Source organism: Xanthomonas graminis pv. graminis, assembly GCF_030168915.1.
Lineage (GTDB): Bacteria > Pseudomonadota > Gammaproteobacteria > Xanthomonadales > Xanthomonadaceae > Xanthomonas_A > Xanthomonas_A translucens.
Genome location: NZ_CP076255.1, coordinates 3,474,270 through 3,500,629 on the forward strand (window position 1 = coordinate 3,474,270; position 26,360 = coordinate 3,500,629).

The window sequence follows — 26,360 nt, forward strand, 5'->3', positions numbered from 1 at the left end:
CGGCCGCGCAGCGAGCAACGGACAGCGGCAATGCCCTCTGCGCACCGTGTTCCGAAGCGCGCGAAACCCTGACTTTCTCATGCGCGCGCAGACACCCGAGCGCTCACCGCAAGCGGCCACCGCCGATGGCCTCCGCGCCCTTGGAACACGCTTGCGTCGCGCACCGGGAGCGAGACACCTGCGATAAATGACGACAGGGTCTCATCAAGCGACACCGGATCCGGGCGACCCTGAGCAGCGTCGCCCCGACTACAAACCGGAATCATTCCGGAATACAGAGCGGCGGCATGTCCTGCAGCATGTCGTTCGCAGCATCTGCGGCCATTGCGTTGCGCGCTCGAGGCACAAGCGCCAGCGTCTGGATGGCGCAGCGCCCTCTCCAGTTCGCAAGGATCCGTCATGATGTATCGCAATGCCCGCGCCGCTTGCTGGCGCGTATCGTTTGCCGGCGCCGGCCGCCTGCTCGCCGTTGCTGTGCTGCTCGCCGGCACCCAGCTGCCCGCTGGCGCGCAGCAGCTCACGCAAGCGACGGACAGCCCCTATGTCGATCGCATCGCCTATTCCTCCAAGGCCGCTGCGGGCCTGGATCCCCGCGTGGCCAACGAGCGTTCGGCGCTGATGCACCATGTCTGGCACGCAGGGAAGCCGGCGCTCGCCTACACCACCCGCACCGGCCACCTGATCGCGCGGGATACGTCCGGGCGGCCGCAGGCGTCGATGTCCTACGTGGCGTATAGCGCAGCGTCACAGGACGGCAAGCCGAGACCAGTGACGTTCTTCTACAACGGCGGCCCCGGGTCCGCCGCGGCCCTGCTGCACCTGGGCTCGTTCGCACCGACGAGGCTGGCCACCGCTGAGCCGGCCTTCGGCAGCTGGCCCAACTACCCGATGGTCGAGAACGCCGAAAGCCTGATTGCCAGCACCGACATGGTGTTCATCGACCCGCCCGGCACCGGCCTGTCCGAAGCGATACTGCCCAACACCAACGGCAGTTTCTGGGGGTGCGACAGCGACGTGCGGGTCATGCGCGACTTCATTCGCCGCTACCTGCAGGTCAACCCGCGCCAGGACGCGCCGCTGTACCTGTATGGAGAATCGTATGGCACCACACGCACCAATATGCTGGCGTTGGCGCTGGAATCGGCCGGCGTGCACCTCACCGGCATCGTGCTGCAATCGTCGATCCTCAATTACTTAAGCGACTCGACGGCCAGCGGATCGGCCTACTACCCGGACTACGCCAAGGGCATGAAGTACAGCGGCGATACGATCGGCGACTACCTTCCCAGCTACGCAGCGTCCGCTGCGTATCATCGGCAAACCGAGGTCAGCGCCAGCGACGAGTTCTATGCGCTGCAGATGCGTGCCTTCGTGAGCGTCGTTCACAACGAGTTCCAGCGCTACGGCCCGAGCTGGACGTTGAGCCAGTACGGCTTTCCCACCTTGCTGGGCAAGCCGGTATTGCCGAGCGACGCGGTCCTGGAGCGGTGGCGGCCGCTGTCCGGCCTCAGCACGCAGGCCTTGCGCGGCTACTTCAGCACGCAGCCCTTCGCCGATGGGCTGCTGCCAGGCAGCAAGATCGGTCGCTACGACGGCCGCATCAGCCTGCGCAACGACGATCCGCGGCTCAAGCAGGATGACGACCCTTCCAGCCTGCTGATCGAACGCCCGCTGATCAACGCCCTGCAGCGGCAGTTCCCCGACTACCTCGGCTTCAGCGCGCCCAACGCCAGCTACGTCTCGTTGAACATGGACACGGTCGACCAATGGGACTTCTCTCATGCCGGAAAGGTCATGCCGGACACCATTCCGGACCTGCTCGGCGTGCTGCGGCTCAATCCGGCACTGAAGGTGCTCGCGCTGAGCGGCTACCACGACCTGGCTACCCCCTTCTACGCAACCGAAAAACAGTTGGCGCGGCTGCGTACCATCCGCGGCCTGAAGGCCGACGTCATGGTCAGCAACTACGCCGGCGGGCACATGATCTACCTGGACGATCTCTCGCGACCGAAAATGCAGGCCGACCTGCGCGATTACTACGCCGGCAAGCAAATCCGCGATGCCATTCCGCTGGCCCTGCTGGATTCGCCCTGGCCGGACAACCGCGGCGTCGGCACGGCTACCCCCGCCGACGCCGCTCCCCATTGAATGGCACTGCAGCCGCGCCCCGCTTCCTACAGCCAAGGATCCCCATCATCATGCGTTACCGCCTGTGTCCCCGCTATTTTCCCGCCCTGCTCGTGCTGCTGACCGGTGCCGCCACGGCGCAGACCCTGCCCATCCAGGCCGTCGCGGAGATCGCGCCGGCGACGGCCCCGCACCGTGGCATCGACGGCCCCTTTGCGCCATCCGCCCGATCCAGCGTGGCCGCCACCGCAGCGCAGACGACCAGTAGCGGCGACGCACTGGAGGACGAAGCGCAGCGACGCCTGGAAGCTGCCCTGGACGCAGATGGCAGCCTGGCGCACGGCGCGGCGATCACCAAGCAACAGGCGCTCAGCGGCGGCCTGGGCTACATCGTGCAGAACTTCGAGCGGATCGACCGCCTGCACAGCGGTCGCATCACCCTCGACGACGTCAAGGCCTATACGCGGCAGCAGCAGCAACGCTAGCGCGCTTCCGATCCGGACGAGCGGCCGCACTGAGTGGCGCGGTCGTAATCGATCTTGGGCGTGGCGCGGTAGCCGCTGACGGCCAGCGCGATGCGCGCCATGTGCGGTTGCCTGCACAGCGCGGCGAATTGCGGTTCCAGGCTGTCTGCGCCGACCTTGCCGGCGGCGAAGCGCAGCTGCTCCGCCGCCGCCCCGCCGCGTTCGGCAGCCGGTGCGGCCAGACGCGCGCGGATCTCGCTCGCCGCGGTGTACGCGGCCATGCGGTTGAGATCGGTGGCCGCGGCAAGCGCCTCAGCCCGGCAGCGGCACGCCCAGCGCCGGCGGCTGCGGCGCGGTCAGGCGTTCCACCAGCAGACGTTCGATCGCCTCCACGTCGACCTCGCGCACCACCTGCTGCGCCTGTTCGCCGAGGCCGGGCTGGTAGCCCGGCGCCCACGACAGGATGTCGCCGTAGCCGGGGCCGAACTCGGTATTGGCGTCGATGTACAGGGTCTCGCTGACCGTGGCCAGCTGCGGCTGCAGCCACAGCGCCGTGGCCAGTTCGTCCCACAGCGGGAAACCCGGCTCGCGCCGGCGCAGCGCATGGCCGATCGGCGTGTCGGCGGCGCTCATCCGCGCCAGCAGCTGCGGGGTCAGCTCGGTGGCGGTGGACGGATCCACCGGCACCATCACCAGCTTGCGCCACGGCGAACGCATCACGATGCTCGCCGCCTCCGGGTCCCAGCGGATGTTGAACTCGCGCCGCGGCGCATTGACGAACTCGCGCGCGAACTGCCGCGCCGACACGCTGTCGCGGCGCTGCCGCGGGTTGAGGCTGCCGCCCATGTAGACCAGTTCCCTGGCCAGCGAAGCGAACTGCGGATCCAGCCGCTGCGCCAGCGCCAGATTGGTCAACGGGCCGGTGGCGACGATGCTGACTTCGCCAGGAAACTCGCGCACCTTGCGGATCATGAACAACGCCGCCGGCTCGCTGGCCGCCTGCACCACCGACGGATTGCCCAGCGCCAGATCTGGCACCACGTCGTGCGCGTGGTAACGCGGCGCACTCTGCACGGTGTCGCGCTCGATCCATTGCCGGGTCCACGCGCCTTTCCACAGCAGCTTGCCGTACAGCGCTTCCCAGCGCTCGGTGGCCAGCTCGCTGTTGAGCAGCGGGTGCACCGGCCCGGGCAGCACCGGCACCTCGCCGCGGCCGGCGATTTCCAGCAGGCGGCGCGTGTGCGCCAGCGCTTCGTCGCGCCAGATGTTGCCGCTGACCACCGAGATGCCGAGCACCTCGACCTCCGGCGATTGCAACAACAGCAGCTGCGCGGGCGTGAAACCGTCGATGTCGTCTTCGAGGATGACGCGGCGGCGCGGAACGGGGGAACCAGCGGGAGCGGAGGCGGGAGAGGACATGGAATGCGCGCTGCAGGAAGAAGGACGGCGCGCGGGCCGGCGCGGCGTGTACGGCGCAAGTGAACACCATTGCGCCGCCGCTGCACAGCCCGCGCGCCGTACGCGCCGCCGACAAGATGTGGCGCATTGTCGCGGCGGACCATCACGCCGGCCATGCCTGGCCCGCAGCGCGTTACAGTAGCGCTACACGGAGACCTGAGGACGGGAGAGGCAGCGTTGAGCGATCGAACAGGCGAACAGCGGCGCAACCAGCCCGACCCCATCCCGCTGCTGGTGCGCACGACATCGCCCATGCAGTTCCTTGCCGCCATGCTGATCGGCGCGTGGCTGCAACAGGCCCTGGCGCTGCCGCTGCCGCAAGGCCGTGCGCTGGCCTGGATGCAACTGGCCGGCGGCGTGGTGGCCGCTGCCGGGCTGCTGTTGTCGCTGCGGTGCCTGGCGCTATTCGTGCAACGGCGCACCACCGTGCTGCCCGAACGCGATCCGTCCAGCCTGGTCGTGCGTGGCCCCTACCGCTACAGCCGCAACCCGATGTACCTGAGCCTGCTCTTGAGCTATGTCGGGCTGTGCGTGCAGATCGGCTGGCCATGGGCGCTCCTGCTGCTGCCGCTGCCGTTGCTGGCGCTGCAGCGGGTGCTGATCCCGTTCGAGGAAGCGCGCTTGCGCGAGCGCTTCGGCAGCGCCTACGCGCGCTATTGCGCGCAGGTGCGGCGCTGGCTGTAGGCGCTGGCGCACGGCGAATCGGCTACATCGCGCTGGATCGCAACTGCGCTCGCTTCGGCAAGCCTGCGCTCCGGCCACCTTGTAGAGCACATCAGCCGCCGCGCAGCCACCAGAACGCCACCGCGGCGACCAGTACCAGCACCAGCATGCCCCATCGCCATGCGCCGGAGCGATCGCCGCCGGCCACGGTCGGCAGCGTCCCAGCGCGCGGCGCAGTGCGGTCGCGGTAGCGCTCGACCAAGGCCTTGGCCTCGCGCAGCGGCATGCCCGGATGCTGCTCGCGGGTCAGCTCGATCGCCTGCAGCAGATGCCCCTGGCCCAGCGCCAGCACCGCTGCTGGCGGCAGCCGGTCCGCCTGCGCCCCGGTCGATGCACCCACTGAGGTCTGGCTGGCGCCGGCATGCCGCTCGAGCATCTCCGCGACCGTCTGCGCCGCCCCGGCCCGCAGCCACGCGTCCACCTGCCGCTGGGCGCTGCCCAGGTCCATGCCACTCTGCGCGCGCAACAGCTTGATTGCCTTGATGATCTCGCCACGCGCCAGGGCCTGGGCGATGGCGGGTGAGGGCTGGGTGCGGTTCATGTCGCAGGCGCTGAGATGGAGACATCGCAGTCTTGCCGTTCGCCAGTGAAGCCGCCGTTGTGTCGGTCCGGCGCGAACCCCCTGTTCATCACGTTTCCGTCATTGGAATCCCATAAAGATCCGGCCATGAAGATCGAAATCTGGCAAGGCGACATCACCGAACTGGACGTGGACGCCATCGTCAACGCCGCCAACGAATCCCTGCTCGGCGGTGGCGGCGTGGATGGGGCGATCCACCGCGCCGCCGGCCCGCAGCTGCTGGAAGAGTGCCTGCGCCTGCCGGAACTCAAGCCCGGCGTGCGCTGCCCGGTCGGCGAAGTCCGTGCCACCGCCGGCTACCGGCTCAAGCCACGGCACGTGCTGCATACCGTCGGCCCGGTGTGGCGCGACGGCGCCCACGACGAGCCGGCCCTGCTCGGCAACTGCTACTGGCGCTCGCTGCGCCTGGCCGAACAGATGGGCCTGCATTCGGTGGCGTTCCCGGCGATCAGCTGCGGCGTATATGGTTACCCGCTGCACCAGGCCGCGCGCATCGCGGTAGCCGAAACCACCGCCTGGCAGCGCGCGCATGCGGTACCGAAGCGGGTGATCCTGGTCGCCTACAGCGATGCGGCCTACAAGGCCTACCAGCAGGCGTTGATGCAGGTGTCGTTGCTGCAGGCGGCGCAGGCGCAGGTGGCCTGAGCCTTACCGGCAAAGGCATGCCCCCGCGATCCGCTCAGGCAGCAGGCGCTACCGGAGCGCTTCCCCTGCTCAATGAGCCGTGCAGGCAAAGGCAAGCGCGCGCACCAATGCGACAAGCAATGGGGTTGCCGGTGCGAGCGGCAAGATCAGCAGCCGTCTTTTCGTCGGTGTCGCTGGAGCGTGCCTACTCCACCCTCTGTATGACCATGCTTTCAAGTTTGAGGTAACCATTCATTCGACTCCCGTATCTCGCCATCAGCCCCTCGAACATATCTGGCAACTCTGCAGCGCTCGACGATAATTCACCGTAGTTGGGGTCAAAAAGCGAGACATTGCCGCCAGCGCTCGAAGTGGCCACAGCGTGCCGAACACGCCTCCCGCTGCAATCGAAGCACAAGCTGACCAGGCATGCCTGGCGTTCGCGCGCAATGTGGGCCAGCGCGTCTGTTTGCCCACTTACATGAAACATCGCAGGCTGGCCCATCGGCTGCAGTCCGCGAGAGGCAAGAATCCCCTGTCGCGCTGCGATCCGGGCGTTTTCTCGCTGCTCCCGGTTTCCACCTGCCGATTCGGCGGCGTCTTCGTATGCATATTGAATGTTCTCAGCTTCATCAGCATTCAGCGATAAAATCCTGCTAGCAGGCTCGCCTTGCCCACGAACGCCCAACCATTGCACGGCAAAGCCCATGCAGGCCTGACTCGCGTTGGCGCCTCTCAGCTCCGCGACCCTGTAGTTGTTGAGGACCGCATCAACGTCCGTGCCGCCGGCACGGCTGCTTGCGCATAGCCCGCGGTCGACCGATTGGCTTCTCCCGGCAAGCTCGGCGCCGCGCTGTTCAACGCTCTTCCTCTCCCTCGTTCTGGAACGTTCGGGCGCACCGAGAGGCAGCGGCTCGTGCCGGGTTTCGCGCCTCTTGGGGGGGTCGAAACGAGGCAACAACGGCGCCAACGCATCTTCGGCCCCATGGGTGAATGCGCTGGATGATGTGTCATGGACGTGTGTGGCGTCACCGTTTCTGTCCGCTGAAACGTCCTGGGGCGAGACATAAGAATTGCGCGCGACGATTTTTTGCATGGGTAGCATCATTTTTTACGAAGGGAGATGAGCGGCGAACGTCCGCTTGCCTGACTCTGCCACCGAGTATGCGAACTACCACGGAAGTGGCACATGCCGCGGCCGAAGCGGCGCCGTCGATTGCGAACTGCAGGCCGCCACCTGGGCATCGATTTATACCGCCTGCATCCGCCTCCCATCCGCCCCTGCGACGCCTGCGCTCGCAAAAGAACGGGCCACAGAACGAAAACGCCGGCGATGCCGGCGTTTTTCGTGCACTTCTATGCGGGCCTCAGTCCTGCCACTTGCCCAATGCGGCCAGGCCGTTTTCCTTGGCACGCTCGTAGACCACCTGTTGCGCCTTGGCGAAGTTGCCCTTCATGTCCTGCGCCCACAGCTTCAGCGCGGCCTGCTGCATCGCACGGCCGTAGGAGAAGCTCAGCGGCCACGGCAGGGTGCCGATCTGGTTCATCGCATTGAGATGCGCGGTGGACTGCTCGTCGGTCTGCCCGCCGGACAGGAACACGATGCCCGGCAGGATCGCCGGCACGGTGCTCTTCAGGCACATCACGGTGGACTCTGCCACTTCCTCGACGCTGGCCTGCTCGTCGCAGTCCTTGCCGGCGATGACCATCGAGGCCTTCAGGATGGTGCCTTCCAGCACCACGTTCTGCTCGTACAGCGCGCCGAACAGCGAACGCAGCGTGGCTTCGGTGACCTCGTAGCAGGTCTCGATGTCGTGGTTGCCGTCCATCAGCACTTCCGGCTCCACCATCGGCACCAGGCCCTGCTCCTGGCACAGCGCCGCATAGCGCGCCAGCGCGTGCGCGTTGGTCTCGATGCACACGCCCGACGGGGTGTCCTCGCCGATGGTGATCACCGCACGCCACTTGGCGAAGCGCGCGCCGAGCTTGTAGTACTCCTCCAGGCGCGCGCGCAGGCCGTCCAGGCCTTCGGTGATCAGCTCGCCGGGCATGCCGGCCAGCGGATGCGTGCCCTTGTCGACCTTGATGCCGGGAATGATGCCGTGCTCGGCCATGTACTTCGGGAACGGCACGCCGTCCCTGGTCTTCTGGCGGATGGTCTCGTCGTACAGGATCGCGCCGGAAATATGGTCGCCCAGCTTCGGCGTGGTCAGCAGCAGCTCGCGATACGCGCGGCGGTTCTCTTCGACATTCTCGATGCCGACGCTGGCGAAGCGCTTGGCGATCGTGCTGGTGGATTCGTCGATCGCGATGATGCCCTTGCCCGGGGCGACCATCGCCTGTGCGGTTTCGGCAAGCTGTTCGATGCTCATGGAATTCCTGTGGCACGGGAGGGGGAAACCGCAAGTATATCGCGGCAAACGCTACCGATTTCTTCACGGAATGCTTGCAACCGTTTCCATCCGGTAGACGCAACGCGCGATCGCGCACGCACTACCGCATGCTGGCAGGCGCGCGGCCGGACGCGCGGACAGGCAAAAAAAAACCGCGCGCTGCACAGGCAGCGCGCGGTCGTGCAGCGGCGCGGCAATGCCGCGGCGGTTACAGCTCGCCCAGGCCGCTGGCGCGGCCGTCCGCGCCGACCTCGAGCAAGCGCAGCGTGTTGGTCGCGCCGTGGGTTTCCATGTGCTCGCCGCTGGTGAACACCACGCGGTCGCCGGGGCCCATGCGCTCGGCCTCGACCAGCAGGCGGATCGCCGCGCGCGCCGCTTCGCGCGGGGTCAGGCCGCGGCTGTCGAAGTTGATCGGGAACACGCCGCGCATCATCGCCATGCCGCGGCGCGCGCCGTCGTGGCGGGTGAACGCGTAGATCGGCATCTTGGAGCGGAACCGCGACAGGAAGCGCGGAGTGCCGCCGGATTCGGTCAGGGTGACCACGCCGCTCAGGCCGATGTGCTCGGACAGGAACATCGTCGCCATCGCGATCGCCTGGTCGGCGCGCTCGAGGTTGCGCTGCGCGGCCTCGAAATCGGTATCCATCTCGAACTGGCGCTCGGCGCCCAGGCAGATCCGCGCCATCGCCTGCACCGCCTTGACCGGGTAGGCGCCAGCGGCGGTTTCGGCCGACAGCATCACCGCATCGGTGCCGTCGATCACCGCGTTGGCCACGTCCAGCACCTCGGCGCGGGTCGGGATCGGGTTCTCGACCATCGACTGCAGCATCTGCGTGGCGGTGATCACCACCTTGTTCTGCGCCAGCGACTCGCGAATGATCTTCTTCTGCAGGCCCGGCAGTTCGGCATCGCCGATCTCCACGCCCAGGTCGCCGCGCGCGACCATCACCACGTCGCTGGCCTCGACGATCTCGCTCAGGTTCTCGATCGCCTCGGTGCGTTCGATCTTGGACACCAGCGCGGCCTCGCAACCGTGCTCGCGGGCGATGCGGCGCGCGTCGTGCATGTCCTGCGCGTTGCGGCAGAACGACACGGCGATGAAGTCCACGCCGATCTTGGCGACGATGCCGATCAGCTCCTTGTCGCGCTCGGTCAGCGCGCCCAGCGACAGGCCGCCGCCCTGCTTGTTCAGGCCCTTGCGGTCGGACAGCATGCCGTCGTTGAGCACGGTGTTGACGATGCGCGCGCCATCGACTTCGACCACCTGCAACTGCAGCAGGCCGTCGTCGAGCAGCAGCACGTCGCCCGGCTTGACGTCGTTGGGCAGGCCCAGGTAGCTGACGCCGACCTGGTGCTCGTCGCCGGCCGGCGCGTTGGGATCGGCGACCAGGTCGAAGCGCGCGCCGGCCTTCAGCGCCACCTTGCCGGCGGCGAAGCGCTCGATGCGGATCTTCGGCCCCGGCAGGTCGGCGAGGATGCCCACTTCGCTGCCCACGCGCTGCGCGGCGGCGCGCACTTCGGCGGCACGCTTGGCCTGGCCGGACGGGTCGCCGTGGGAGAAATTCAGGCGCACGACGTTGACGCCGGCGCGGAACAGGTCCTCGAGCACGCCGGGCGGATCCGTGGCCGGGCCGAGGGTGGCGAGAATCTTGGTGCGGCGCTGGCGTTCGATCATGAGACGTCGTTCCCTGGAAAAGCCGTCAAAACTAGCACAGGCACTGCGACGGCAGGATGGCGAATCGACATAGGCCGCTGCGGAGCCGCGCATGTCCTGCAGACAATGCGGGACAGTATGCGGACTCGACGCCGCACTGGCGCCGCCCCGCACGCCCCCGGCAGCGCCGCGGGGGCCACGTCCTCCTGCGCCACTGCCTGTCGGTCAAGCGGCAGTTCGGCAGCGCTTTCACCCATCCCGCATCCCCGCCGTCAAGCGACCAAACCCGGCAACTGCGCCGGGACCTGGGCCAGCGCCCCGGCACCGGCCTGGCGCAGCTCCGCCTCGTCGCCGAAGCCCCACAGCACGCCGATGCTGCGCATGCCATGGTGGTTGGCGCCGTCGATGTCCATGCGCCGGTCGCCGATCATCACGCACTGCGCCGGCTGCAACGACATGCGCCGCAGCGCCTCGGCGATCAGGTCGGGCTTGGCGCGGCGCGCGCCGTCGTCGCTGGCGCCGACGATCTCCTCGAAGTGCGCGGCGAACGGCAGCGTGGCGACGATGCGCCGGGCGAAGCGTTCGTTCTTCGAGGTCACCACCGCGAAGCGATGGCCGGCCGCGGCCAATGCCGCGACCGCCGCGCCGATCTCCGGAAACACCGTGTGCTCGCGCCAGCCCTGCGCGTCGTAGCGCTCCCGGTACAGGGACAGGGCCTGCTCGACCAGCGCCTGGTCGCCGGCGAAGCAGTCGGTGAAGCTGTCGCGCAACGGCGGCCCGATCCAGGCGCGCAGTTGCGGCGGCGCGGGCGGCGGGCGCCCGAGTTCGGCGAACGCATGGCGGATGCTGCCGACGATGCCGGCCTCCGAATCGACCAGGGTGCCGTCCAGGTCGAAGAACAGGGCGCTCGCGCTCACGCGCCGCGCGCCTGCAGCGCCGCCACCGCCGGCAAGGTCTTGCCTTCCAGGAACTCCAGGAACGCGCCGCCGCCGGTGGAGATGTAGCTCACCTGCTCGGCGATGCCGTACTTGTCGACCGCGGCCAGGGTGTCGCCGCCGCCGGCGATGGAGAACGCCGGCGAGGCGGCGATGGCGCGCGCCAGGGTTTCGGTGCCGTGGCCGAACGCATCGAACTCGAACACCCCGACCGGGCCGTTCCAGACCACGGTGCCGGCCTTGGCGATCAGCTCGGCGTAGTGCGCGGCGGTCTGCGGGCCGATGTCCAGGATCAGGTCGTCGTCGGCGACGTCGGCCAGCGCCTTCACCGTGGCCTCGGCGTCGGGCAGGAACTGCTTGGCCACCACCACGTCGGTGGGCAGCGGGATCGCTGCGCCGCGGGCATTGGCGTCGGCAACGATCTTGCGCGCGGTGTCGAGCAGGTCCGGCTCGCACAGCGACTTGCCGACCGGATAGCCGGCCGCGGCGATGAAGGTGTTGGCGATGCCGCCGCCGACGATCAGCTGCTCGACCTTGTTGACCAGGTTCGACAGCAGCTCCAGCTTGGTCGAGACCTTGCTGCCGGCGACGATCGCCAGCAGCGGCTTGGCCGGGTGCTGCAGCGCCTTGGCCAGCGCGTCCAGCTCGGCCATCAGCAGCGGGCCGCCGGCCACCACCGGGGCGAACCGGATCACGCCGTGGGTGGACGCCTGGGCGCGGTGCGCGGTGCCGAACGCATCCATCACGAACACGTCGCACAGCGCCGCATATTTGCGCGCCAGCGCCTCGTCGTCCTTGCCCTCGCCGACGTTCATGCGGCAATTCTCCAGCAGCACGATCTGGCCCGGCTGCACCTCCACGCCATCGACCCAATCGCGCAGCAACGGCACCTCGGTGCCGAGCAGCGCGGTCAGCCGCGCGGCGACCGGCGCCAGCGAATCGGCCTGCGTCCACTCACCTTCCTTGGGCCGGCCCAGGTGCGAGGTCACCATCACCGCCGCGCCCTGCTCGAGCGCGTGGCGCAGGGTCGGCACCGAGGCCAGGATGCGCTGCTCGGACGTGATCTGGCCGTTGTCGTCGATCGGCACGTTGAGGTCTTGCCGGATCAGCACACGCTTGCCGGACAGGTCGAGATCGGTCATTCGCAGGATGGGCATTGTCGGTTGCTCGCTATCGTGGGGGTTGCTGGGGGAAGAGGAGGCCGTGCGCAGCATAGGCGCGGCGATCGGAACGTGCGCTTTAGGCAGGCTGGCGCCAGCGCGCAGCGGCGGTGCCGAGGCCGGCATTGTCCGGCGTCGGCCGCGCAGCGGCAAATCGAGACATCGCGCCGCGCATGGCCGCAGCGCGGCGGCGCGGGACCAAACGACGTACGCAGCAAGGCCGCCACGCCGCCACAGGCGCGTGGCGTGGCAGCGCCGCTGCCGAATCAGCCCGCGCCGGGCGCGGCCGGCTTGCGCAACAGGCTGAAGGCGAAACCGACCACAAGCAGCGCACCGCCAACCAGCAGCGCCCACAGCAGCCAGGTCTTCCAGTCGCGCGGGGTGGCCGGCGCCTGCAGCGCGGCGGCACCGGCCAGGGGGACCGCCGCGCCGAGCGTGGCGGTGGCCGGCGTCCATTGCGGCCCGCGTTGCGCGCGCAGGGCCTGCAAGGTGGTCGCCAACGGCGCGGCGGCGCGCTGGGTACGCGCGCTGCCGGCGGCCAGCGCGTAGGGCGGCGCGCCCTGCGCCAGGAAGATCAAGGTTTCCGGCTGGTAGCCCAGGCGCAGCGCCGGCCGCTGCCGGCCCGGATCCTGCGTGGCCAGCAGGCGCCAGTAGCGATCGCGCACCGGCTGCGCCAGCGCCTGCGGCGGCGAGCGACTGGCGCCGGCGCCGACCTGGTAGGCCACCCACGGCCCGGCCCGGTCCTGCCACGGCGCCTCGGCGCTGTCGCGGCTCTGCACGCGCCATTCGATCGCGCTGTTGCCGGGCAGCGCGATGTCCAGCTGCGCGACCGGATAGCGGCCCGGCGCTGCGAAGTCGAAACTGTGCTGCGCCGGATCGGCGTGCAGCGCATCCAGTTGCTGCCAGTGCCAGTCGGCGGCGGCGGGCGCCGGCGCCAGTTCGGCCTCCACCCCGGTCAGCGTCGGCAGCGGCGGCGAGGACAACGGCAGCAGCCGCAGGTAGCGCACCTGCCGATCGATGCAGATGCGCAGTTGCTGCAGGCGCTTGCCCTGGTTGGCCAGGTCGACCAGGGTCGCCTCCGGCACCAGCAGCTCCCAGTCGCGCAGATCGTCGCTGGCCTCGACCCGGTAGCGCGCCTGCCGCGGCTGCGCATCGGCGGCCCACTGCAGGGACAGCGCACGCAACGGCTCGCGCAGCGCGCTGGCATCGATCAACCAACCGGCTTCGGCACTGGCCGTGGCGCTGCTGGCAATGCGGGTGCGAATGCGGCGCACAGTGCCGTCGGTATCGCGCTCGGCGATCAGTTCCAGGTCGTCGGCACCGCCACCAGCCACCGCCGGCAGCGGAAACCACGGCAGCGGCTGCCGGCGCGGCGTGGTTTCGGCATGCTCGGCAGCGAACAGCGCCGCCGGCAGCGGGTCGCCGGCGGCGTTGAACACCTCCACGTCGCCCAGCGAGGCAAGGTGCGCGCTGCGGTACACCGCATCGTCCAGTTGCACGCGGTAGGCGCCGGCGGCCGGATCCTGCAGGGTCAGCGGCCATTGCTGGGCATAGTCGTCGCGCTGGCTGGCGGCGAAACCGGCAAGCGGCAGCAACGCCAGCAGCATTGCCGGGATGATAAGGCGTTTCATGGATGGGCCTCCTCGGCCGGTTCGGTGGCGCGCGGCGGCGCCGGCGCGAAATAGCCGACCACGGTGCACAACAGGCCGTAGGCGATGAACGAGGCGATGCCGGCGACATTGCCGAGGTTGCCGCGATCCACCAGCAGCAGTTTGCCCAGCACCACCGCCATCAGCAACGCACCGGCCAGCCACAGGCCGCGCTGGCCGCGGCGCGAGCCGAGTACCCAGCCCAGCACGCCGAGCACGCTCCACACCACGGTCAGGCTGGTCTGCGCCACGCTGTCGGACAGGACCGCCCCCCACGGCACGCCTCCCAGGTGATGCACCGCGTGCAGGGTCATGCTGGTGATCCAGAGAAAGCCGGCGCCGGCCAGCAACGACATGCACCGCGGGCGCAGTACCGCCGGTAGCTGTGGCGTGCGCATCCAACGCCCGACCAGGACCAGGAACAACAGCTGGGTCATTTCCAAGGGATTGAGCAACGGGACCCACGGCAACGGCGCGCTGGCGCCACGCACGATCAGGCTGATTGACCACGCCATCCCCAATAACGCGAAATAGCTGCACTGCAGGGCACTGCGGCACGGCGCGAACGCCGTACCCAGCGGCGCTGCCAGCCAGCTCCAGCGCAACAGCGACAGCGCCGCCACCAGCAGCCACGGCGCCAGCATCAGCGCCCAGCTCCAGCCGGATGCCAACGAGAAAACCAACGCCAGAAATCCACCGAACAGCGACGCCACCGTTGGCCACACCAGCCACCAGACGAATTGCGCCGCCCGCGCCGGGGTGCCGCCGCTATGGCGCAGGCAGACCAGGCTGCGCAGGCCCAAGCCCGCGAACAGTGCCCACACCAACGGGCCATACCCGGCGAACGGCTGTCCGTGTGAGGCGACCTGCCACACTGCCAACGGCAGCGCCAGCAGCAAGCCACCGAGCGTGGTCAGGGCCAGCGCAGGCGCCGGCCAGCGCCGGTGCAACTCGGCGACGAGCCACCCGCTGACCGCACACAACGCCAGTGTCGCATCGGCGCGTGTATCGACGACCACGAAACGCTGGATCTCGGCGACGCCGATGCCGCACCACCACATCAGGCCCCACAGGTAATAGGCCAGCGCCGCCGCGTCGGAACGCACCCGGCGGTAGCTCCAGGCACCGGCGAAGCCGGCCAGTGCCAGCAACATCCCGCTGGTGAAGGTGGCATTGGCCAGTGCATGCGTATCGCGCCAGGCCACATCCAGACCGGTCAAGAATCCCCAGGCGGCGAGCAGTTGCAGGCAGGCACCACTGATCTGCGGCAACCATCGCCGTTGCCTCAGCCCCAGCCAGGCCAGGCCAGCGCCCTCCAGTGCGAACACGCTGGCCGTGGCGCGTGCGGACAATGCCAGCGGCACTGCCAGGGTGGCAAACCCCACCGCCAGCAGTGCATAGCCCTGCCCCAGCAGCGTGAACCGCGTGCGTCGGATCAATGCCGCCGCCAACCCTGCGTAGATCGCCGCAAGGCCCAAGGCGCACAACGCCAACGTCAGCTGCTGGTCACGCAACAGCCACGCCTGCAGCGAGAAGGCGACCAGCGGCGTGCCGAACAGCAGGCTGCCATCGACCACCGGACTGCGCACGGCGGTCTGCCGGCGTGCGTACAGGATCGGGATCAGCAGGTAGAAGGCGAAGAACAGCAGCAGGAACGGCTCGGTGCTGGCGAACTTCGCCGGCTGGTACTGCAGCACGCCCCATAGCGTGCCGATGCCGAAGGTGAAACCGAAGCCGAGCAGGTTGAGCACCCGCCACGGCCGATACCAGGCGATCGCGAACACCGCCGCGTTCAAGACCGCGTAATACGAGAACAGGCCGACATGGTTGCCGCTGCCGGTGGACAGCCAGATCGGCGCCAGGAATCCGGCCAGGGTGGCCAGCACCGCCAAAGTGCGCGATTCCTGCACCACCGCCAGCACGCACATGCTGGCCACCAGCACGATGCTCAGCGCGAACGCGGCGCCGGCCGGCAGCAGCGCGGACAGCTTGAACGCGGCGAACACGGTCAGCAGCAGCACGCCGATCGCACCGCCCTGCAGGGCCAGCGCGAAACTGCGCTTGCGCTCGCGCTGGCGCCAGCCGAAGCCCAGGCCGGCCAGCGCCGCGGCGGCGATGCCGGCATAGCGCAGTTCGATCGGCACGCGCAGCCAGCCCTGGTCGCCGGCGTACTTCAGCAGCGCGGCGACGCCGGCCAGCAGCACCAGCATGCCGATCTTGACCGGCACGTTGCCTTCGGTGAACCAGCGCTTGGTGCCGGCCAGCAACCGCTCGATCGGATCCGGACCGCGCGGTGCCGGCGACAGTGGCGCGGCGGCAGGGTCCGCGGCCTCGCTCGCTGCGGCGGCCGGCGCGACGAACGGCGGCGGAAGCGGCGGTGGTACAGGCACGACCGGGACGAGCGCAGCGAGCGGGACGAATGGACGCTCCTCCACGCCATCGTTGTCGGCGAGCTGGGCATCGGTCTCGGTATGCTCGGCATCGCTGGCTGCGTCGAATCGGGCAGCGGCCTGCGCCGCCTGCGCCGCGGCATGCCGCATCTGCGCCAGTTGCAGTTCCAGGGCCGCCACGCGCCGGCGCACGCCTGCCAGCGCCACCCACAGCACGATCATCAGGATCGGCACCGCCAATACCGCCAACACCACCAGCACGATCAACGCTTCCATCCGGATTCCATCCCCAAGGCGGCACGGCGCGCTGTGCGCGCCTATGGTCCGGCGACGCCGGTCCTGGCGCAGATGGTAGACGAGTTCGGCCTCGCCGCGGCCCGGCCGCGGGCGGCGCAGCCCAGGCGCGGCAACGCATCTGGGCAACAGACGCCAGCACAATCGGCGCTAAAGCCATTGCATTGGCGGCCGCTACCTCCCTTACCCCATGCTGCGCCTGCTGTTCTCTCCCCTCCCACCGACAGCGCAAATGAATCTGCCAGCCACCCCCACCGAAGCGGGCATCGACGACCATATCCGCTCCGTGGTCGGCCTGTCCGATCAACTGCTCGGACAGCTGCGGCAGTCGCTGCAACGCATCGACGAGATCAACCGCACCACCCATGTGATCTCGATGAACGCACGCATCGAATCGGCGCGGATCGGCCACGCCGGGCGCGGCTTCAGCGTCATCGCGCAGGAAATGGACGTGCTGTCGCGGCGGGTCGCCGACGCCACCCAGGACCTGGACAAGGTCGCCGCCAGCACCAGCGCCGACATGCGCCACACCCTGCAGCGGCTGGACGACGACGTGCGCCGCACGCGCCTGAGCGAACTGGCGCTGAGCAACATCGACCTGATCGACCGCAACCTCTACGAACGCAGCTGCGACGTGCGCTGGTGGGCGACCGACGCGGCCATCGTCGCCGCCGCGCGCCCTGGCCGCGGCGACGACGCGCTCGCCTACGCGGCGCGGCGCATGGGCCAGATCCTGGAGTCGTACACGGTGTACTTCGACCTGGTGCTGGCCGGCACCGATGGCCGCATCCTCGCCAACGGCCGGCCGCAGCAGTACGCCTCGGCCGGCAGCGACGTGTCCGCGCAGGCCTGGTTCGAGGACGCCATGCGCACCCGCAGCGGCGAGGAGTTCGGCTTCCAGGGCGTGCATGCCAGCACCCTGGCCGATGGCGAGCGCGTGCTGGTGTATGCGTGCACGGTGCGCGACGGCGGCCGCGTCGATGGCCGCGTGCTGGGCGTGCTCGGCATCGTGTTCCGCTGGGACGCGCTGGCGCAGACGGTGGTGCAGCGCACGCCGCTGTCGGAGCAGGAATGGGGCCGCAGCCGGGTGTGCATCGTCGATCCGCACGGCCAGGTCCTGGCCGATTCGGCCGGGCGCATGCTGCAGGAGCGGATCGACTTCGCCGGCCGCGAGGCGCTGTTCAAGCAGCCGCGCGGCGCGGTGCTGAGCGATCTCAACGGACGCCCGCACTGCATCGCCCATGCGGCCTCGCCCGGCTACGAAACCTACCGCACCGGCTGGCATTCGCTGATCTTGCAGGCGCTGTAGGCGCGCCCGGCGCCTGCGCGTCGGCCGCAACGCAGGCAAAAAAAAGCCCGGGCGCGCGACGCGGCCCGGGCCTTGCTGCTGCGCCCGCTTATTCGCGGTAGCCGCTGTCGTTCTTGTTGTGGATGATCCAGATCAGGTTGCCGCCGCTGCCCATCGACTTGCCGGCGAACACCAGGCGGCCCTGGCCCTTGTAAGCCAGTTCGTAACGGTAGCGGTCGCCGCCGTAGAAGAACGGGATGAACGCCTTGCCGGTGACATAGGAACCCTGGTCGGTGGGTTCGCCGATCAGGTCGGTCACCTGCTTCATCGGCATGCCGATCTTGAGCTGGGTGAACTTGCTGCCGGGTGCCGGCTTGCCGGTGATCTCGCCTTCGTAATCGTTGACGCCCTTCACGGTCTCGCCGTAGCCGGCTTCGACCTGCGAGGAATTGGTGACCTCGCCATCGGCGTTCATCCAGCTCGGCGTGCCGCTGTGCTTCTTGGCCATCGCCTGCATCGGCAGCGCGGCCGCCATCGCCACGGCCAGCACCAGGGCGCCCGTCCATACACGGTTCATCTGCATTGTTTCGCTCCTTGCATCCATTGTGTGCCCCCTGTCCATCGCCTGTCATGCCAGCGCGGGAACATCCGCTGGCCAGAGGCGCATTAGCGCATGCGTCGGCGCCGATGTCCACGCTTGGCCGGCGCCGCCAGCGCCGCTTGCCGGCACCCCCCGGGCATGGTAAAAACGCGCCGGCGCGCTGCGCGCGCTCCACCGACGCAGCCCATGGATCCGGCATCGCCGCCCCCACCGCAAGGACGTATTCGCAATGCCAACGCTCCGTCGCTTTCCCGTGCTGCCCATGCTGTGCGCCCTGTTTGTGCTCGGCGCCGCGCCGCCGGCCTCGGCCGACATGTTCGGCAGTCCCGAAGACGTCGCCCGCAGCTGGCTCGGCCACGACGCCGGCGAACTGATGATGCAGTGGCCGGTGGACCGCGGTCTGTACACCTCGGAAAACACCGAGACCCACGAAACCGCCTATACCTACAACTTCGGCATCGAAGAGCACTACCGCACGGATTACTGGACGACCGACGGTAGGATCGTCGGCATGGACGGAAACACGCCTATCTTCGAGCAGATTGGGCATAGCCAGACCGTCTTCGTGCCGACCGAGCAACATTGCGAGGTCACTTTCGTGGCCAATGCCGAGGGCATCATCACCCGCTACGACTTCGCCGGCAGCAAGTGCCAGCCGTACTTCCGCGGCTGGGGCCGGCCGAAGAAGAAGTAGACGCCGCGGCCGCAGGCAGGCTTTCCGATTCATACCTACAGGGGCAACACCGATGACCGCAAAGAAGCCGCTCGCCCGTCTCGCCTGGCCGGCGATCGCATTGACGCTGCTGGCGCTGGCCGTGCCGACGCTGGCCGCCGGTCCGCGCCACGGCGAGATCGTGGCGCTGGAGCCGATCGAGAACAAGGGCACCGACGTTCCCGAGCGCACCAAGAAGATCACCGATGCGGCGACCAAGCTCGGCGGCATGGCCGGCAGCATCCTGGGCATCAAGAGCAGCAGCAGGGGAGATAGTGTCGGCGTCGGTGCGACGACGCTAGCAGCCGGAGCCGGCGAGGCCGCGGGCCGCAGCGTGGGCGCCAAGATCGCCGGCAACGGCCCGGCCGCGCACTACATGGTGAAGATCCGCTTCGACAACAAGTCGCAGGTGGTGGTGTCCAAGCCCAGCGCCGAGGTCTCCGGGCTGGCGGTCGGCAGCCGGGTCAAGGTCACCGGCAGCGGCGAGGACATGCGCATCGAAGCCGAGTGATCGCAGCGCCGGCGCCACCCGGCAAGCACAAAAAAAGCGCCCTCGGGCGCTTTTTTTGTGGGCGGCGTGGCGGCTTACTTCGCCACCACCTTGACCATTTCCAGGCACTTGTTGGAATAGCCCCACTCGTTGTCGTACCAGGACACCAGCTTGACGAAGGTGCTGTCCAGGGCGATGCCGGCGTCGGCGTCGAAGATCGAGGTGCGCGCGTCGCCGCGGAAATCGGTGGCCACCACCTTGTCCTCGGTGTAGCCGAGGATGCCCTTCAGCGCGCCTTCGCTCTGCGCCTTCACTTCGGCGCAGATCTCGGCGTAGGTGGCCGGCTTGTCCAGTTCCACGGTCAGGTCGACCACCGACACGTCCGAGGTCGGCACGCGGAAGCTCATGCCGGTCAGCTTCTTGTTCAACTCCGGGATCACCACGCCCACCGCCTTGGCCGCGCCGGTGCTGGACGGAATGATGTTCTCGAGGATGCCGCGGCCGCCGCGCCAATCCTTGTTGCTGGGGCCGTCCACGGTCTTCTGCGTGGCGGTGGCCGCGTGCACGGTGGTCATCAGGCCGCGCTTGATGCCCCACTTGTCGTTGATCACCTTGGCCAAAGGCGCCAGACAGTTGGTGGTGCAGCTGGCGTTGGAGACGATCGCCTGGCCGGCATAGGTGGCGTGGTTGACGCCGTACACGAACATCGGCGTGTCGTCCTTGGACGGGGCCGACAGGATCACCTTTCTGGCGCCGGCGTCGAGGTGCTTCTGCGCGGTGTCCTTGGTCAGGAACAGGCCGGTGGATTCGATCACCACCTCGGCGCCGACCTCGTCCCACTTCAGCGCCGCCGGGTCGCGTTCCTGGGTCAGGCGGATCTTCTTGCCGTTGACCACCAGGTGATTGCCGTCGACCGATACCTCGCCGTCGAAGCGGCCGTGCACGGAGTCGTACTGCAGCATGTACGCCAGGTAGTCGGGCTCGAGCAGGTCGTTGATGGCGACGATCTCGATATCGCTGCCGAAATTCTGTACCGCCGAGCGCAGCACATTGCGTCCGATGCGACCGAAACCGTTGATGCCAACCTTGATTGCCATTTCAGTAGCTCCTGCGGCCGCGCCTGACGCGGCGGATGGAAGGGGGTGAGCATTCTATCAGGCCAACCGCATCGCGCCGGGCATGCGCGTTCGACGCGTTTGATCAGGATCAAGGCAGCATGGCGGCAGCGGCACGACACTGCGGCCACACCCAACCGAGACACCCTCATGCGCAAGATGTCCCCCCTCCTGCCGTCCGGCCTGGCCGCCGCCCTTTGGCTGTGCGCCCTGCCGGCACTGGCGCAATCGCAGGGCGACTGGAGCGTGGGCATCGGCGCCCACCAGGTCAACCCGACGTCCGACAACGGCACGCTGGCCGGCGGCACCCTGCCGCTGCGCATCGGCAGCGACATCAAGCCGACCGTCACCTTCGAATACTTCGTGCACCAGGACCTGGGCATCGAGGTGCTGGCCGCGCTGCCGTTCAAGCACGACATCGCGGTCAAGGGCGTCGGCACGGTCGGCAGCACCAGGCAGCTGCCGCCGGTGGTCTCGCTGCAATACCACTTCAACAGCGCCGGCAAGCTGTCCCCGTTCGTCGGCGCCGGCCTCAACTACACCGCCTTCTTCAGCGAGCACACCACCGGCGCGCTGGCCGGCACCAAGCTCACGCTGAAAGATTCCTGGGGCCTGGCCGCGCACGTCGGCGTGGACGTCGCGCTCACCGACAAATCGGCGCTGCGGGTGGACCTGCGCTGGGCCGACATCGACAGCAAGGTCAAGGTCGACGGCGCCAGCATGGGTACCGCGCACATCGATCCGCTGGTGTACGGCCTGGCCTACGTGATGAAGTTCTGAGGGCGCACGGCCGCCGCGCTTCTCTGGCAGACTACGCTGCACAAGGATGTGGATCGATCGCCGCCGGGCCGACACCGGGATTCGCATCCGCCCATTCGCCATCACCGGGGTCCCCAATGAAGCCACGCCTGTTCCGCCGTCTCGCCGTCGCCGCCCTTGCCGCCATCGCCCTGCCCGCCGCGGCGCAGTCGGCCGGCCACTTCACCACCAGCTACGGCATCCACGGCATGGTGCCCGGCTCCTCGAACGGCACCCTGAGCGGCAGCGAGCAGCGCTTCAGTGCCGACGCCACGCCGGCGGTCTCGTTCAGCTACGAATATTTCTTCCGCGGCAACCTCGGCGTGGAGATCCAGACCCTGGTCGGACAGCAGAAGATCGGCCTGCAACAGGGCGGCGACATCGGCAGCGCCTGGGCGCTGTCGCCGACGTTCTCGCTGCAGTACCACTTCAACGGCAACGGCGACATCTCCCCGTTCGTCGGCGTCGGCCTCAACTACACCACGTTCCTGGGCGCCGACGGCAAGGGCGCGTTCTCCCGCGACGACGTCACGTTCAAGGACAGCGTCGGTCCGGCGGTGCATGCCGGCGTGGACTTCGCGATCGGCGAGCGCAGCGCGCTGCGCGTGGACGCGCGCTGGACCAGCATGCGCAGCGACGTGGACGTGGACAACGGCACGCTGGGCAAGGCCAGGCTCGATCCGGTCACCTACGGGCTCGCCTACCTGCTGTATTTCTGATTCGCTGCGCCGCACGTCGCGTGCGCACACGCGAGGCTTAGCGGTTGCGCAACGGCACGATGACGCGGCCATGGCAACGTCATCGGCGCTGGCTAGAATCCGCGCATGAAATCCTCTCTCTTCGTTTCCGCCGCGCTCGCCGCGGCACTGGCCGCTGCACCGTCCGCCGCCTTCGCCTGGGGTCCGCTCGGCCATCGCCTGGTCGCCGATCTGGCCGAGGCGCAACTCACCCCGCAGGCCCGCGCGCAGGTGCAGCAGTTGCTGCAGGGCGAACCCGAGCCGACCCTGGCCGGCGTCGCCAACTGGGCCGACCAATTGCGCGAAAGCAACCCGGACATGGGCAAGCGCACCGGCCCCTGGCACTACGTCAACCTCGGCGAAGACCAGTGCCACTACGAGGAAACCCGCAACTGTCCCGACGGCAACTGTGTGGTCGAGGCGCTGCACCGCCAGGCCGCGATCCTCGCCGACCACAGCCAGCCGCAGGCGGCGCGGACCGAGGCGCTGAAGTTCGTGGTGCATTTCGCCGGCGACATCCAGCAGCCGCTGCACGCCGGCTACGCAAACGACAAGGGCGCCAACACGTTCCAGATCCAGTTCGAGGGCAAGGGCAGCAACCTGCATGCGCTGTGGGACAGCGGCCTGCTGCGCAGCCGTGGCCTGGACGAAGCGCACTATCTGGCGCAGTTGCAGGCGCAACCGTTGCCGGCGCCCTCGCCTGCCGGCAGCGCGCTGCCGCCGCCGGCAGCGGCCTGGGCCGAAGCCTCGTGCCGGATCATGCTGCGTCCGGGCTTCTACCCGCCCGGCGCCAAGCTGCCGGCGGACTACATGGCCACCTGGCGCCCGGTCGCCGAAGCGCAGTTGCGCCAGGGTGGCGCGGATCTGGCGGCGACGCTGAACGCGGCGCTGGGCAAGTAATCGCAACGGCGACGCGGCTGGCGCATCCATTGCCGTGTCGGCGGGATGCGTTCTCTCTCTGTAGGAGCGGCTTCAGCCGCGACAGACATTACCCGCAGGTACCGTAGGATCTGTCGCGGCTGAAGCCGCTCCTACAAGCCTCCTCGCTGGGTGCACTGTAGGAGGGACTTTAGTCCCGACACTGCCCGGTCGCGGCACCTCCAGCGCTTCGCTCGTCGCCACTGAAGTCGCTCCCACAAGGAACTTGCGGTTTGCGCGCTGGGTGCAGTGTAGGAGCAACTGTCTTCTCATCCGATAACCTCACGCCATGGTGTGCGATCTCGTGCCATGGCGTTGAGTCGGATAAGCAGCACGCGCATGCATGCGGTGATGGCGACCTTGGCGGGCTTGCCGCGTGCCCGTAACTGTTGATAACGCTCCTTGAAGGAGGCTTGAGTGCGCACAACGCTCCAACAGGCCATGTACAGCACTCGTCGGATCGTGGCACGCCCGCCGCGGATGCGGCGTTTGCCGCAGTGCTGCCCGCTGTCCACGTTGTAGGGAGCCAGGCCGACCAGGGCCGCGATCTGGCGACGATCCAGCGTCCCCAGTTCGGGCAGATAGGCCATCAGGCTGGCGGTGGTGACCTCGCCGATGCCCGGGACCGTGCCCAGGGCGTGCGCCAGCGCATCGTCGAGCTGGCACCGCACCTGCTTGATCGCCTGGTTCATCCGCTGGATACGGCGGCGCACGTCGCCGATCTGCTCGATCAGGCACGCGCGCACCATGGCCAGGGTCGCCTGATGCAAGCGACGGCGCTCGTCGTCACGTTGCTGGACCAGTTGCTCGCGGCGCTGGACCAGCATGCGCAGTTGCTCACGCAAGGGATCGGGAGCCGGCGCGGGCGCTTGCACCAGGTGAGCCATGCGCGCCAGCAAGGCCGCATCCAGCGGATCGGTCTTGGCGGTTGTGCCCAAGGCCGTGGCGAAAGCGCGTGCCCGGCGCGGATTGATCCGGGTCACCGGGATCCCTGCCGTGGCCAGTGCCGTCATCACCGCCCGTTCGTAGCCGCCGGTGGCCTCCAGCAGCGCGTTGCCGACGCAGTGCCCGGCAAGGTGGTCGCACAGGCGCTGGTGGCCCTGGGCGGTATTGGGAAAGGACAGCAACTGGTCCAGGGGAAGCACGTGGACGGCCAAGGTGTCCTTGGCCACATCGATACCGATCCAAAGAGGCATAAGCGTTAGGTAGACTGGGGGACAGGAGAGAGCCACCTCGTCGCTGCCCACGCTTGTGAAGTTCGAGCGAACGCTCGTTCAACTGTTCGGGCTAGGCAACGAGGTCGATGTGCGGCCGCCCTGGCTCCTACACGTGCTTGAACACTACGGCCTGTCGGCGTGCCGCACATCGCTCTCCACTCAAACTGTAGAGCAATCTCCAGACACAAGCGGCTTCAGCCGCGACAGGATCTATCGGTAAGGCCTGTCGCGGCTGAAGCCGCTCCTACAGGAATGCGGCGGGCTTCGGCGCGCGACCGAACCTGGCCGGCACGCCCCTGCGCCCAGCGCACGATCTCGGCAGGACAAACGGCTTGAAACGGCGACTCCACGATGCGGGTTCGACGCAACCCGGTCGGTGCCGGCGCCCCCAATCGCGGGCTGCTAGATAAATTAGAAATTCATTATATTAGGGTCAGCTGATATTATGAACATCGTTCATCCACCGGAGCCCCCCCAATGCCCCATTCCTCCGCACAAGCCCTGGTCGATCGGGCGCGCCCGCAGATCCACGAAGTCGACACCGACGCCGCCGCCACGCCGCTGCCCGGCGAATGGATCATCGATGTGCGCGAACCCGGCGAGTTCGCCGTCGGCCACCTGCCCAACGCGATCAACATCCCGCGCGGCATCCTCGAATTCCGCCTGGACAACGACCCGGCGCTGGCACGCCGCGAACAGCCGATCCTGCTGTACTGCGCCAGCGGCGGCCGCTCCACGCTGGCCGCGCTGAGCCTGCAGCAACTCGGCTACAGCGCGGTGCGCTCGTTGAATGGCGGCTTCCTCGGCTGGACCGCCGCCGGCCTGCCGGTCGCCTTCTGAGGTCCGATGGCGCGGCGCCTGCAATCCGCGATGGATCCGGCTGCAATGCGCGCGCATGCCGGCGAGGCCGCGCGCCTGCTGAAGGCGCTCGGCAACGAAAAGCGGCTGTTGCTGCTGTGCCTGCTGGTGGACCACGAACACTCGGTGGGCGAGCTCAACACGCGCCTGGACCTGAGCCAGTCGGCGCTGTCGCAGCACCTGGCGGTGCTGCGCGAGGACGGCCTGGTGCAGACCCGCCGCGACGGGCAGGCCATCTACTATTCGCTGGCCCCGGGCCCGGCGCAGCGCATCCTCGACACCTTGCACGGCATCTACTGCAGCGTCGGCCCTTCCTCTCCCGCCAAGGCAGGCCGATGAGTCAGGTTCCCAACATCCATCCGTTTTACCACGCCGGTTCCAGCACCTGGAGCTATGTCGTCGAAGACGGCCGCGAGGCCGTGGTAATCGACCCGGTGTTCGACTTCGATGCGGAGACCGCCACGCTGCACGACACGCCGGTGCAGGGCCTGGCCGAGCGGCTGTCCGCGCGTGGCCTGCAGCTGCGCTGGATCCTGGAAACCCACGCCCACGCCGACCACGTGTCCGCCGCGCAATGGTTCAAGCAACGCTGGCCGCAGGCGACGCTGGCGATCGGCGCCGGCATCCGCGCGGTGCGCGCGCGCTTCGCGCCGCAATTCGGCCTGACCGCGGACGGCGGCGATGCGCGCTGCGGCTTCGACCACCTGTTCGCCGACGGCGAGCGCTTCGCGATCGGCGCGCTGCAGGCGCAGGTGATCGCGGTGCCCGGACATACCGAGGACAACGTCGCCTACCTGATCGGCGATGCGCTGTTTTGCGGCGATTCGCTGTTCATGCCCGACAGCGGCACGGCACGCTGCGATTTCCCCGGCGGCGACGCGGCGACGCTGTTCCGCTCGATCCACAGGCTGTATGCGCTGCCGGCCTGCACCCGCGTCTTCATCTGCCACGACTACGGCGCCGGCGGCCGCGCGGTGGCCTGCGAAACCAGCATCGGCGCCCAGCGCCGCGACAACATCCACGTGCGCGACGGCGTCGGCGAAGCGCAGTTCGTCGCGTTGCGGCAGGCGCGCGACGCGACACTGGGGCCGCCGCGGCTGATGCAGCCCTCCGTGCGCGCCAACATCCAGGCAGGGCGCACCGACGAGCTGCACGCCGCGCCGCGCTGAAGACGG

General features: G+C 68.5%; 26 protein-coding genes. 13 read left to right on the forward strand and 13 right to left on the reverse strand.

Annotation, left to right across the window (positions count from 1 at the left end; translation table 11 throughout):
* Nucleotides 1-402: 402 nt before the first annotated feature.
* Entirely contained in the window at nucleotides 403-2,148 is a 1,746-nt protein-coding gene (locus tag KHF85_RS15080) for a S10 family serine carboxypeptidase-like protein (RefSeq protein WP_284567285.1), read from the forward strand.
* Between the two features lie 50 nt (nucleotides 2,149-2,198).
* Nucleotides 2,199-2,612 (forward strand): hypothetical protein, encoded by a 414-nt coding sequence (locus KHF85_RS15085; RefSeq protein WP_284567286.1) that lies wholly within the window; start codon nucleotides 2,199-2,201, stop codon nucleotides 2,610-2,612.
* Here KHF85_RS15085 and KHF85_RS15090 read toward each other — a convergent pair.
* Both KHF85_RS15090 and KHF85_RS15095 read right to left on the reverse strand, forming a co-directional pair.
* Nucleotides 2,609-2,872, reverse strand: coding sequence for a molybdopterin cofactor-binding domain-containing protein (locus KHF85_RS15090; protein WP_284567287.1), 264 nt, complete (start codon nucleotides 2,870-2,872; stop codon nucleotides 2,609-2,611). The genes KHF85_RS15085 and KHF85_RS15090 overlap by 4 nt on opposite strands.
* A 31-nt stretch (nucleotides 2,873-2,903) precedes the next feature.
* Nucleotides 2,904-4,010 (reverse strand): nucleoside hydrolase, encoded by a 1,107-nt coding sequence (locus KHF85_RS15095; protein WP_284567288.1) that lies wholly within the window; start codon nucleotides 4,008-4,010, stop codon nucleotides 2,904-2,906.
* Nucleotides 4,011-4,301: 291 nt separating this feature from the next.
* Here KHF85_RS15095 and KHF85_RS15100 point away from each other — a divergent pair, with 291 nt between their 5' ends.
* Nucleotides 4,302-4,733, forward strand: a complete 432-nt coding sequence (locus KHF85_RS15100) for a methyltransferase family protein (RefSeq protein ID WP_284569569.1) — start codon at nucleotides 4,302-4,304, stop codon at nucleotides 4,731-4,733.
* A 91-nt stretch (nucleotides 4,734-4,824) separates the two neighbouring features.
* On the opposite strand, the gene KHF85_RS15105 is transcribed toward KHF85_RS15100, so the two are convergent.
* Nucleotides 4,825-5,313 carry a hypothetical protein gene (locus tag KHF85_RS15105; RefSeq protein ID WP_284567289.1) on the reverse strand — a complete coding sequence of 163 codons (489 nt, stop codon included), beginning with the start codon at nucleotides 5,311-5,313 and terminating at the stop codon, nucleotides 4,825-4,827.
* A gap of 126 nt (nucleotides 5,314-5,439) precedes the next feature.
* Here KHF85_RS15105 and KHF85_RS15110 point away from each other — a divergent pair, with 126 nt between their 5' ends.
* Complete coding sequence (locus tag KHF85_RS15110; RefSeq protein ID WP_284567290.1) at nucleotides 5,440-5,997, forward strand: O-acetyl-ADP-ribose deacetylase; 558 nt, start codon at nucleotides 5,440-5,442, stop codon at nucleotides 5,995-5,997.
* A 184-nt stretch (nucleotides 5,998-6,181) separates the two neighbouring features.
* Here KHF85_RS15110 and KHF85_RS15115 read toward each other — a convergent pair whose 3' ends face one another.
* The 7 genes from KHF85_RS15115 to KHF85_RS15145 form a co-directional block, all read right to left on the reverse strand.
* On the reverse strand, nucleotides 6,182-7,072 hold the full coding sequence (locus tag KHF85_RS15115; protein WP_284567291.1) for a YopT-type cysteine protease domain-containing protein: 891 nt from the start codon (nucleotides 7,070-7,072) through the stop codon (nucleotides 6,182-6,184).
* A gap of 271 nt (nucleotides 7,073-7,343) precedes the next feature.
* Nucleotides 7,344-8,348, reverse strand: coding sequence for a class I fructose-bisphosphate aldolase (locus tag KHF85_RS15120; RefSeq protein ID WP_053835380.1), 1,005 nt, complete (start codon nucleotides 8,346-8,348; stop codon nucleotides 7,344-7,346).
* A 229-nt stretch (nucleotides 8,349-8,577) separates the two neighbouring features.
* On the reverse strand, nucleotides 8,578-10,044 hold the full coding sequence (pyk, locus tag KHF85_RS15125) for a pyruvate kinase (RefSeq protein ID WP_009579689.1): 1,467 nt from the start codon (nucleotides 10,042-10,044) through the stop codon (nucleotides 8,578-8,580).
* A gap of 251 nt (nucleotides 10,045-10,295) precedes the next feature.
* Nucleotides 10,296-10,940: an HAD-IA family hydrolase gene (locus KHF85_RS15130; protein ID WP_284567292.1), complete on the reverse strand. Its 645-nt coding sequence runs from the start codon at nucleotides 10,938-10,940 to the stop codon at nucleotides 10,296-10,298.
* Complete coding sequence (locus KHF85_RS15135) at nucleotides 10,937-12,115, reverse strand: phosphoglycerate kinase (RefSeq protein ID WP_284567293.1); 1,179 nt, start codon at nucleotides 12,113-12,115, stop codon at nucleotides 10,937-10,939. Before KHF85_RS15135 ends, KHF85_RS15130 begins: the two co-directional genes overlap by 4 nt.
* A 269-nt stretch (nucleotides 12,116-12,384) precedes the next feature.
* Entirely contained in the window at nucleotides 12,385-13,749 is a 1,365-nt protein-coding gene (locus KHF85_RS15140) for a DUF3999 domain-containing protein (RefSeq protein ID WP_284567294.1), read from the reverse strand.
* Complete coding sequence (locus KHF85_RS15145; protein WP_284567295.1) at nucleotides 13,746-16,433, reverse strand: DUF2339 domain-containing protein; 2,688 nt, start codon at nucleotides 16,431-16,433, stop codon at nucleotides 13,746-13,748. The genes KHF85_RS15140 and KHF85_RS15145 overlap by 4 nt, the downstream gene beginning before the upstream one ends.
* Nucleotides 16,434-16,683: 250 nt before the next feature.
* Between KHF85_RS15145 and KHF85_RS15150 the strand changes: the two genes are divergently transcribed.
* Nucleotides 16,684-17,760, forward strand: coding sequence for a methyl-accepting chemotaxis protein (locus KHF85_RS15150; RefSeq protein ID WP_284567296.1), 1,077 nt, complete (start codon nucleotides 16,684-16,686; stop codon nucleotides 17,758-17,760).
* 88 nt (nucleotides 17,761-17,848) lie between these two features.
* On the opposite strand, the gene KHF85_RS15155 is transcribed toward KHF85_RS15150, so the two are convergent.
* On the reverse strand, nucleotides 17,849-18,316 hold the full coding sequence (locus tag KHF85_RS15155) for a hypothetical protein (RefSeq protein WP_155742303.1): 468 nt from the start codon (nucleotides 18,314-18,316) through the stop codon (nucleotides 17,849-17,851).
* Between the two features lie 253 nt (nucleotides 18,317-18,569).
* On the opposite strand from KHF85_RS15155, the gene KHF85_RS15160 reads away from it, so the two are divergent.
* Together KHF85_RS15160 and KHF85_RS15165 are read left to right on the forward strand one after the other, a co-directional pair.
* Nucleotides 18,570-19,034 carry a hypothetical protein gene (locus tag KHF85_RS15160; RefSeq protein ID WP_284567297.1) on the forward strand — a complete coding sequence of 155 codons (465 nt, stop codon included), beginning with the start codon at nucleotides 18,570-18,572 and terminating at the stop codon, nucleotides 19,032-19,034.
* Between the two features lie 52 nt (nucleotides 19,035-19,086).
* On the forward strand, nucleotides 19,087-19,563 hold the full coding sequence (locus KHF85_RS15165) for a hypothetical protein (RefSeq protein WP_284567298.1): 477 nt from the start codon (nucleotides 19,087-19,089) through the stop codon (nucleotides 19,561-19,563).
* A gap of 74 nt (nucleotides 19,564-19,637) precedes the next feature.
* On the opposite strand, the gene gap is transcribed toward KHF85_RS15165, so the two are convergent.
* Nucleotides 19,638-20,639, reverse strand: a complete 1,002-nt coding sequence (gene gap, locus KHF85_RS15170) for a type I glyceraldehyde-3-phosphate dehydrogenase (RefSeq protein WP_053838239.1) — start codon at nucleotides 20,637-20,639, stop codon at nucleotides 19,638-19,640.
* A 168-nt stretch (nucleotides 20,640-20,807) separates the two neighbouring features.
* On the opposite strand from gap, the gene KHF85_RS15175 reads away from it, so the two are divergent.
* From KHF85_RS15175 to KHF85_RS15185, 3 genes are all read left to right on the forward strand, one after another.
* A complete protein-coding gene (locus KHF85_RS15175) occupies nucleotides 20,808-21,437 on the forward strand; it encodes an OmpW/AlkL family protein (protein ID WP_284567299.1) in 630 nt (209 codons plus the stop codon).
* Between the two features lie 116 nt (nucleotides 21,438-21,553).
* Nucleotides 21,554-22,174 (forward strand): OmpW/AlkL family protein, encoded by a 621-nt coding sequence (locus KHF85_RS15180; protein WP_284567300.1) that lies wholly within the window; start codon nucleotides 21,554-21,556, stop codon nucleotides 22,172-22,174.
* 105 nt (nucleotides 22,175-22,279) lie between these two features.
* Nucleotides 22,280-23,092 carry a S1/P1 nuclease gene (locus KHF85_RS15185; protein WP_284567301.1) on the forward strand — a complete coding sequence of 271 codons (813 nt, stop codon included), beginning with the start codon at nucleotides 22,280-22,282 and terminating at the stop codon, nucleotides 23,090-23,092.
* A gap of 287 nt (nucleotides 23,093-23,379) precedes the next feature.
* Here the strand turns inward: KHF85_RS15185 and KHF85_RS15190 are convergent, their stop codons facing one another.
* Nucleotides 23,380-24,306, reverse strand: a complete 927-nt coding sequence (locus tag KHF85_RS15190; protein WP_284566813.1) for an IS110 family RNA-guided transposase — start codon at nucleotides 24,304-24,306, stop codon at nucleotides 23,380-23,382.
* Nucleotides 24,307-24,804: 498 nt separating this feature from the next.
* On the opposite strand from KHF85_RS15190, the gene KHF85_RS15195 reads away from it, so the two are divergent.
* From KHF85_RS15195 to KHF85_RS15205, 3 genes are read left to right on the forward strand one after another with little or no spacing between them, the layout of a single operon-like run.
* A complete protein-coding gene (locus tag KHF85_RS15195) occupies nucleotides 24,805-25,167 on the forward strand; it encodes a rhodanese-like domain-containing protein (RefSeq protein WP_284567302.1) in 363 nt (120 codons plus the stop codon).
* A gap of 6 nt (nucleotides 25,168-25,173) precedes the next feature.
* Entirely contained in the window at nucleotides 25,174-25,524 is a 351-nt protein-coding gene (locus KHF85_RS15200; protein WP_284567303.1) for an ArsR/SmtB family transcription factor, read from the forward strand.
* Nucleotides 25,521-26,354, forward strand: coding sequence for an MBL fold metallo-hydrolase (locus KHF85_RS15205; protein ID WP_284567304.1), 834 nt, complete (start codon nucleotides 25,521-25,523; stop codon nucleotides 26,352-26,354). Before KHF85_RS15200 ends, KHF85_RS15205 begins: the two co-directional genes overlap by 4 nt.
* Nucleotides 26,355-26,360 lie beyond the last annotated feature (6 nt).

Excerpts from the sequence above, each read along its gene's own strand:
- KHF85_RS15080 (WP_284567285.1), top strand. The coding sequence starts at position 403 with ATGTATCGCAATGCCCGCGCCGCTTGCTGGCGCGTATCGTTTGCCGGC.
- KHF85_RS15085 (WP_284567286.1), top strand. The coding sequence starts at position 2,199 with ATGCGTTACCGCCTGTGTCCCCGCTATTTTCCCGCCCTGCTCGTGCTG.
- KHF85_RS15090 (WP_284567287.1), bottom strand. The coding sequence starts at position 2,872 with ATGGCCGCGTACACCGCGGCGAGCGAGATCCGCGCGCGTCTGGCCGCA.
- KHF85_RS15095 (WP_284567288.1), bottom strand. The coding sequence starts at position 4,010 with ATGTCCTCTCCCGCCTCCGCTCCCGCTGGTTCCCCCGTTCCGCGCCGC.
- KHF85_RS15100 (WP_284569569.1), top strand. The coding sequence starts at position 4,302 with ATGCAGTTCCTTGCCGCCATGCTGATCGGCGCGTGGCTGCAACAGGCC.
- KHF85_RS15105 (WP_284567289.1), bottom strand. The coding sequence starts at position 5,313 with ATGAACCGCACCCAGCCCTCACCCGCCATCGCCCAGGCCCTGGCGCGT.
- KHF85_RS15110 (WP_284567290.1), top strand. The coding sequence starts at position 5,440 with ATGAAGATCGAAATCTGGCAAGGCGACATCACCGAACTGGACGTGGAC.
- KHF85_RS15115 (WP_284567291.1), bottom strand. The coding sequence starts at position 7,072 with ATGCAAAAAATCGTCGCGCGCAATTCTTATGTCTCGCCCCAGGACGTT.
- KHF85_RS15120 (WP_053835380.1), bottom strand. The coding sequence starts at position 8,348 with ATGAGCATCGAACAGCTTGCCGAAACCGCACAGGCGATGGTCGCCCCG.
- pyk (WP_009579689.1), bottom strand. The coding sequence starts at position 10,044 with ATGATCGAACGCCAGCGCCGCACCAAGATTCTCGCCACCCTCGGCCCG.
- KHF85_RS15135 (WP_284567293.1), bottom strand. The coding sequence starts at position 12,115 with ATGCCCATCCTGCGAATGACCGATCTCGACCTGTCCGGCAAGCGTGTG.
- KHF85_RS15140 (WP_284567294.1), bottom strand. The coding sequence starts at position 13,749 with ATGAAACGCCTTATCATCCCGGCAATGCTGCTGGCGTTGCTGCCGCTT.
- KHF85_RS15145 (WP_284567295.1), bottom strand. The coding sequence starts at position 16,433 with ATGGAAGCGTTGATCGTGCTGGTGGTGTTGGCGGTATTGGCGGTGCCG.
- KHF85_RS15150 (WP_284567296.1), top strand. The coding sequence starts at position 16,684 with ATGAATCTGCCAGCCACCCCCACCGAAGCGGGCATCGACGACCATATC.
- KHF85_RS15155 (WP_155742303.1), bottom strand. The coding sequence starts at position 18,316 with ATGAACCGTGTATGGACGGGCGCCCTGGTGCTGGCCGTGGCGATGGCG.
- KHF85_RS15160 (WP_284567297.1), top strand. The coding sequence starts at position 18,570 with ATGCCAACGCTCCGTCGCTTTCCCGTGCTGCCCATGCTGTGCGCCCTG.
- KHF85_RS15165 (WP_284567298.1), top strand. The coding sequence starts at position 19,087 with ATGACCGCAAAGAAGCCGCTCGCCCGTCTCGCCTGGCCGGCGATCGCA.
- gap (WP_053838239.1), bottom strand. The coding sequence starts at position 20,639 with ATGGCAATCAAGGTTGGCATCAACGGTTTCGGTCGCATCGGACGCAAT.
- KHF85_RS15175 (WP_284567299.1), top strand. The coding sequence starts at position 20,808 with ATGCGCAAGATGTCCCCCCTCCTGCCGTCCGGCCTGGCCGCCGCCCTT.
- KHF85_RS15180 (WP_284567300.1), top strand. The coding sequence starts at position 21,554 with ATGAAGCCACGCCTGTTCCGCCGTCTCGCCGTCGCCGCCCTTGCCGCC.
- KHF85_RS15185 (WP_284567301.1), top strand. The coding sequence starts at position 22,280 with ATGAAATCCTCTCTCTTCGTTTCCGCCGCGCTCGCCGCGGCACTGGCC.
- KHF85_RS15190 (WP_284566813.1), bottom strand. The coding sequence starts at position 24,306 with ATGCCTCTTTGGATCGGTATCGATGTGGCCAAGGACACCTTGGCCGTC.
- KHF85_RS15195 (WP_284567302.1), top strand. The coding sequence starts at position 24,805 with ATGCCCCATTCCTCCGCACAAGCCCTGGTCGATCGGGCGCGCCCGCAG.
- KHF85_RS15200 (WP_284567303.1), top strand. The coding sequence starts at position 25,174 with ATGGCGCGGCGCCTGCAATCCGCGATGGATCCGGCTGCAATGCGCGCG.
- KHF85_RS15205 (WP_284567304.1), top strand. The coding sequence starts at position 25,521 with ATGAGTCAGGTTCCCAACATCCATCCGTTTTACCACGCCGGTTCCAGC.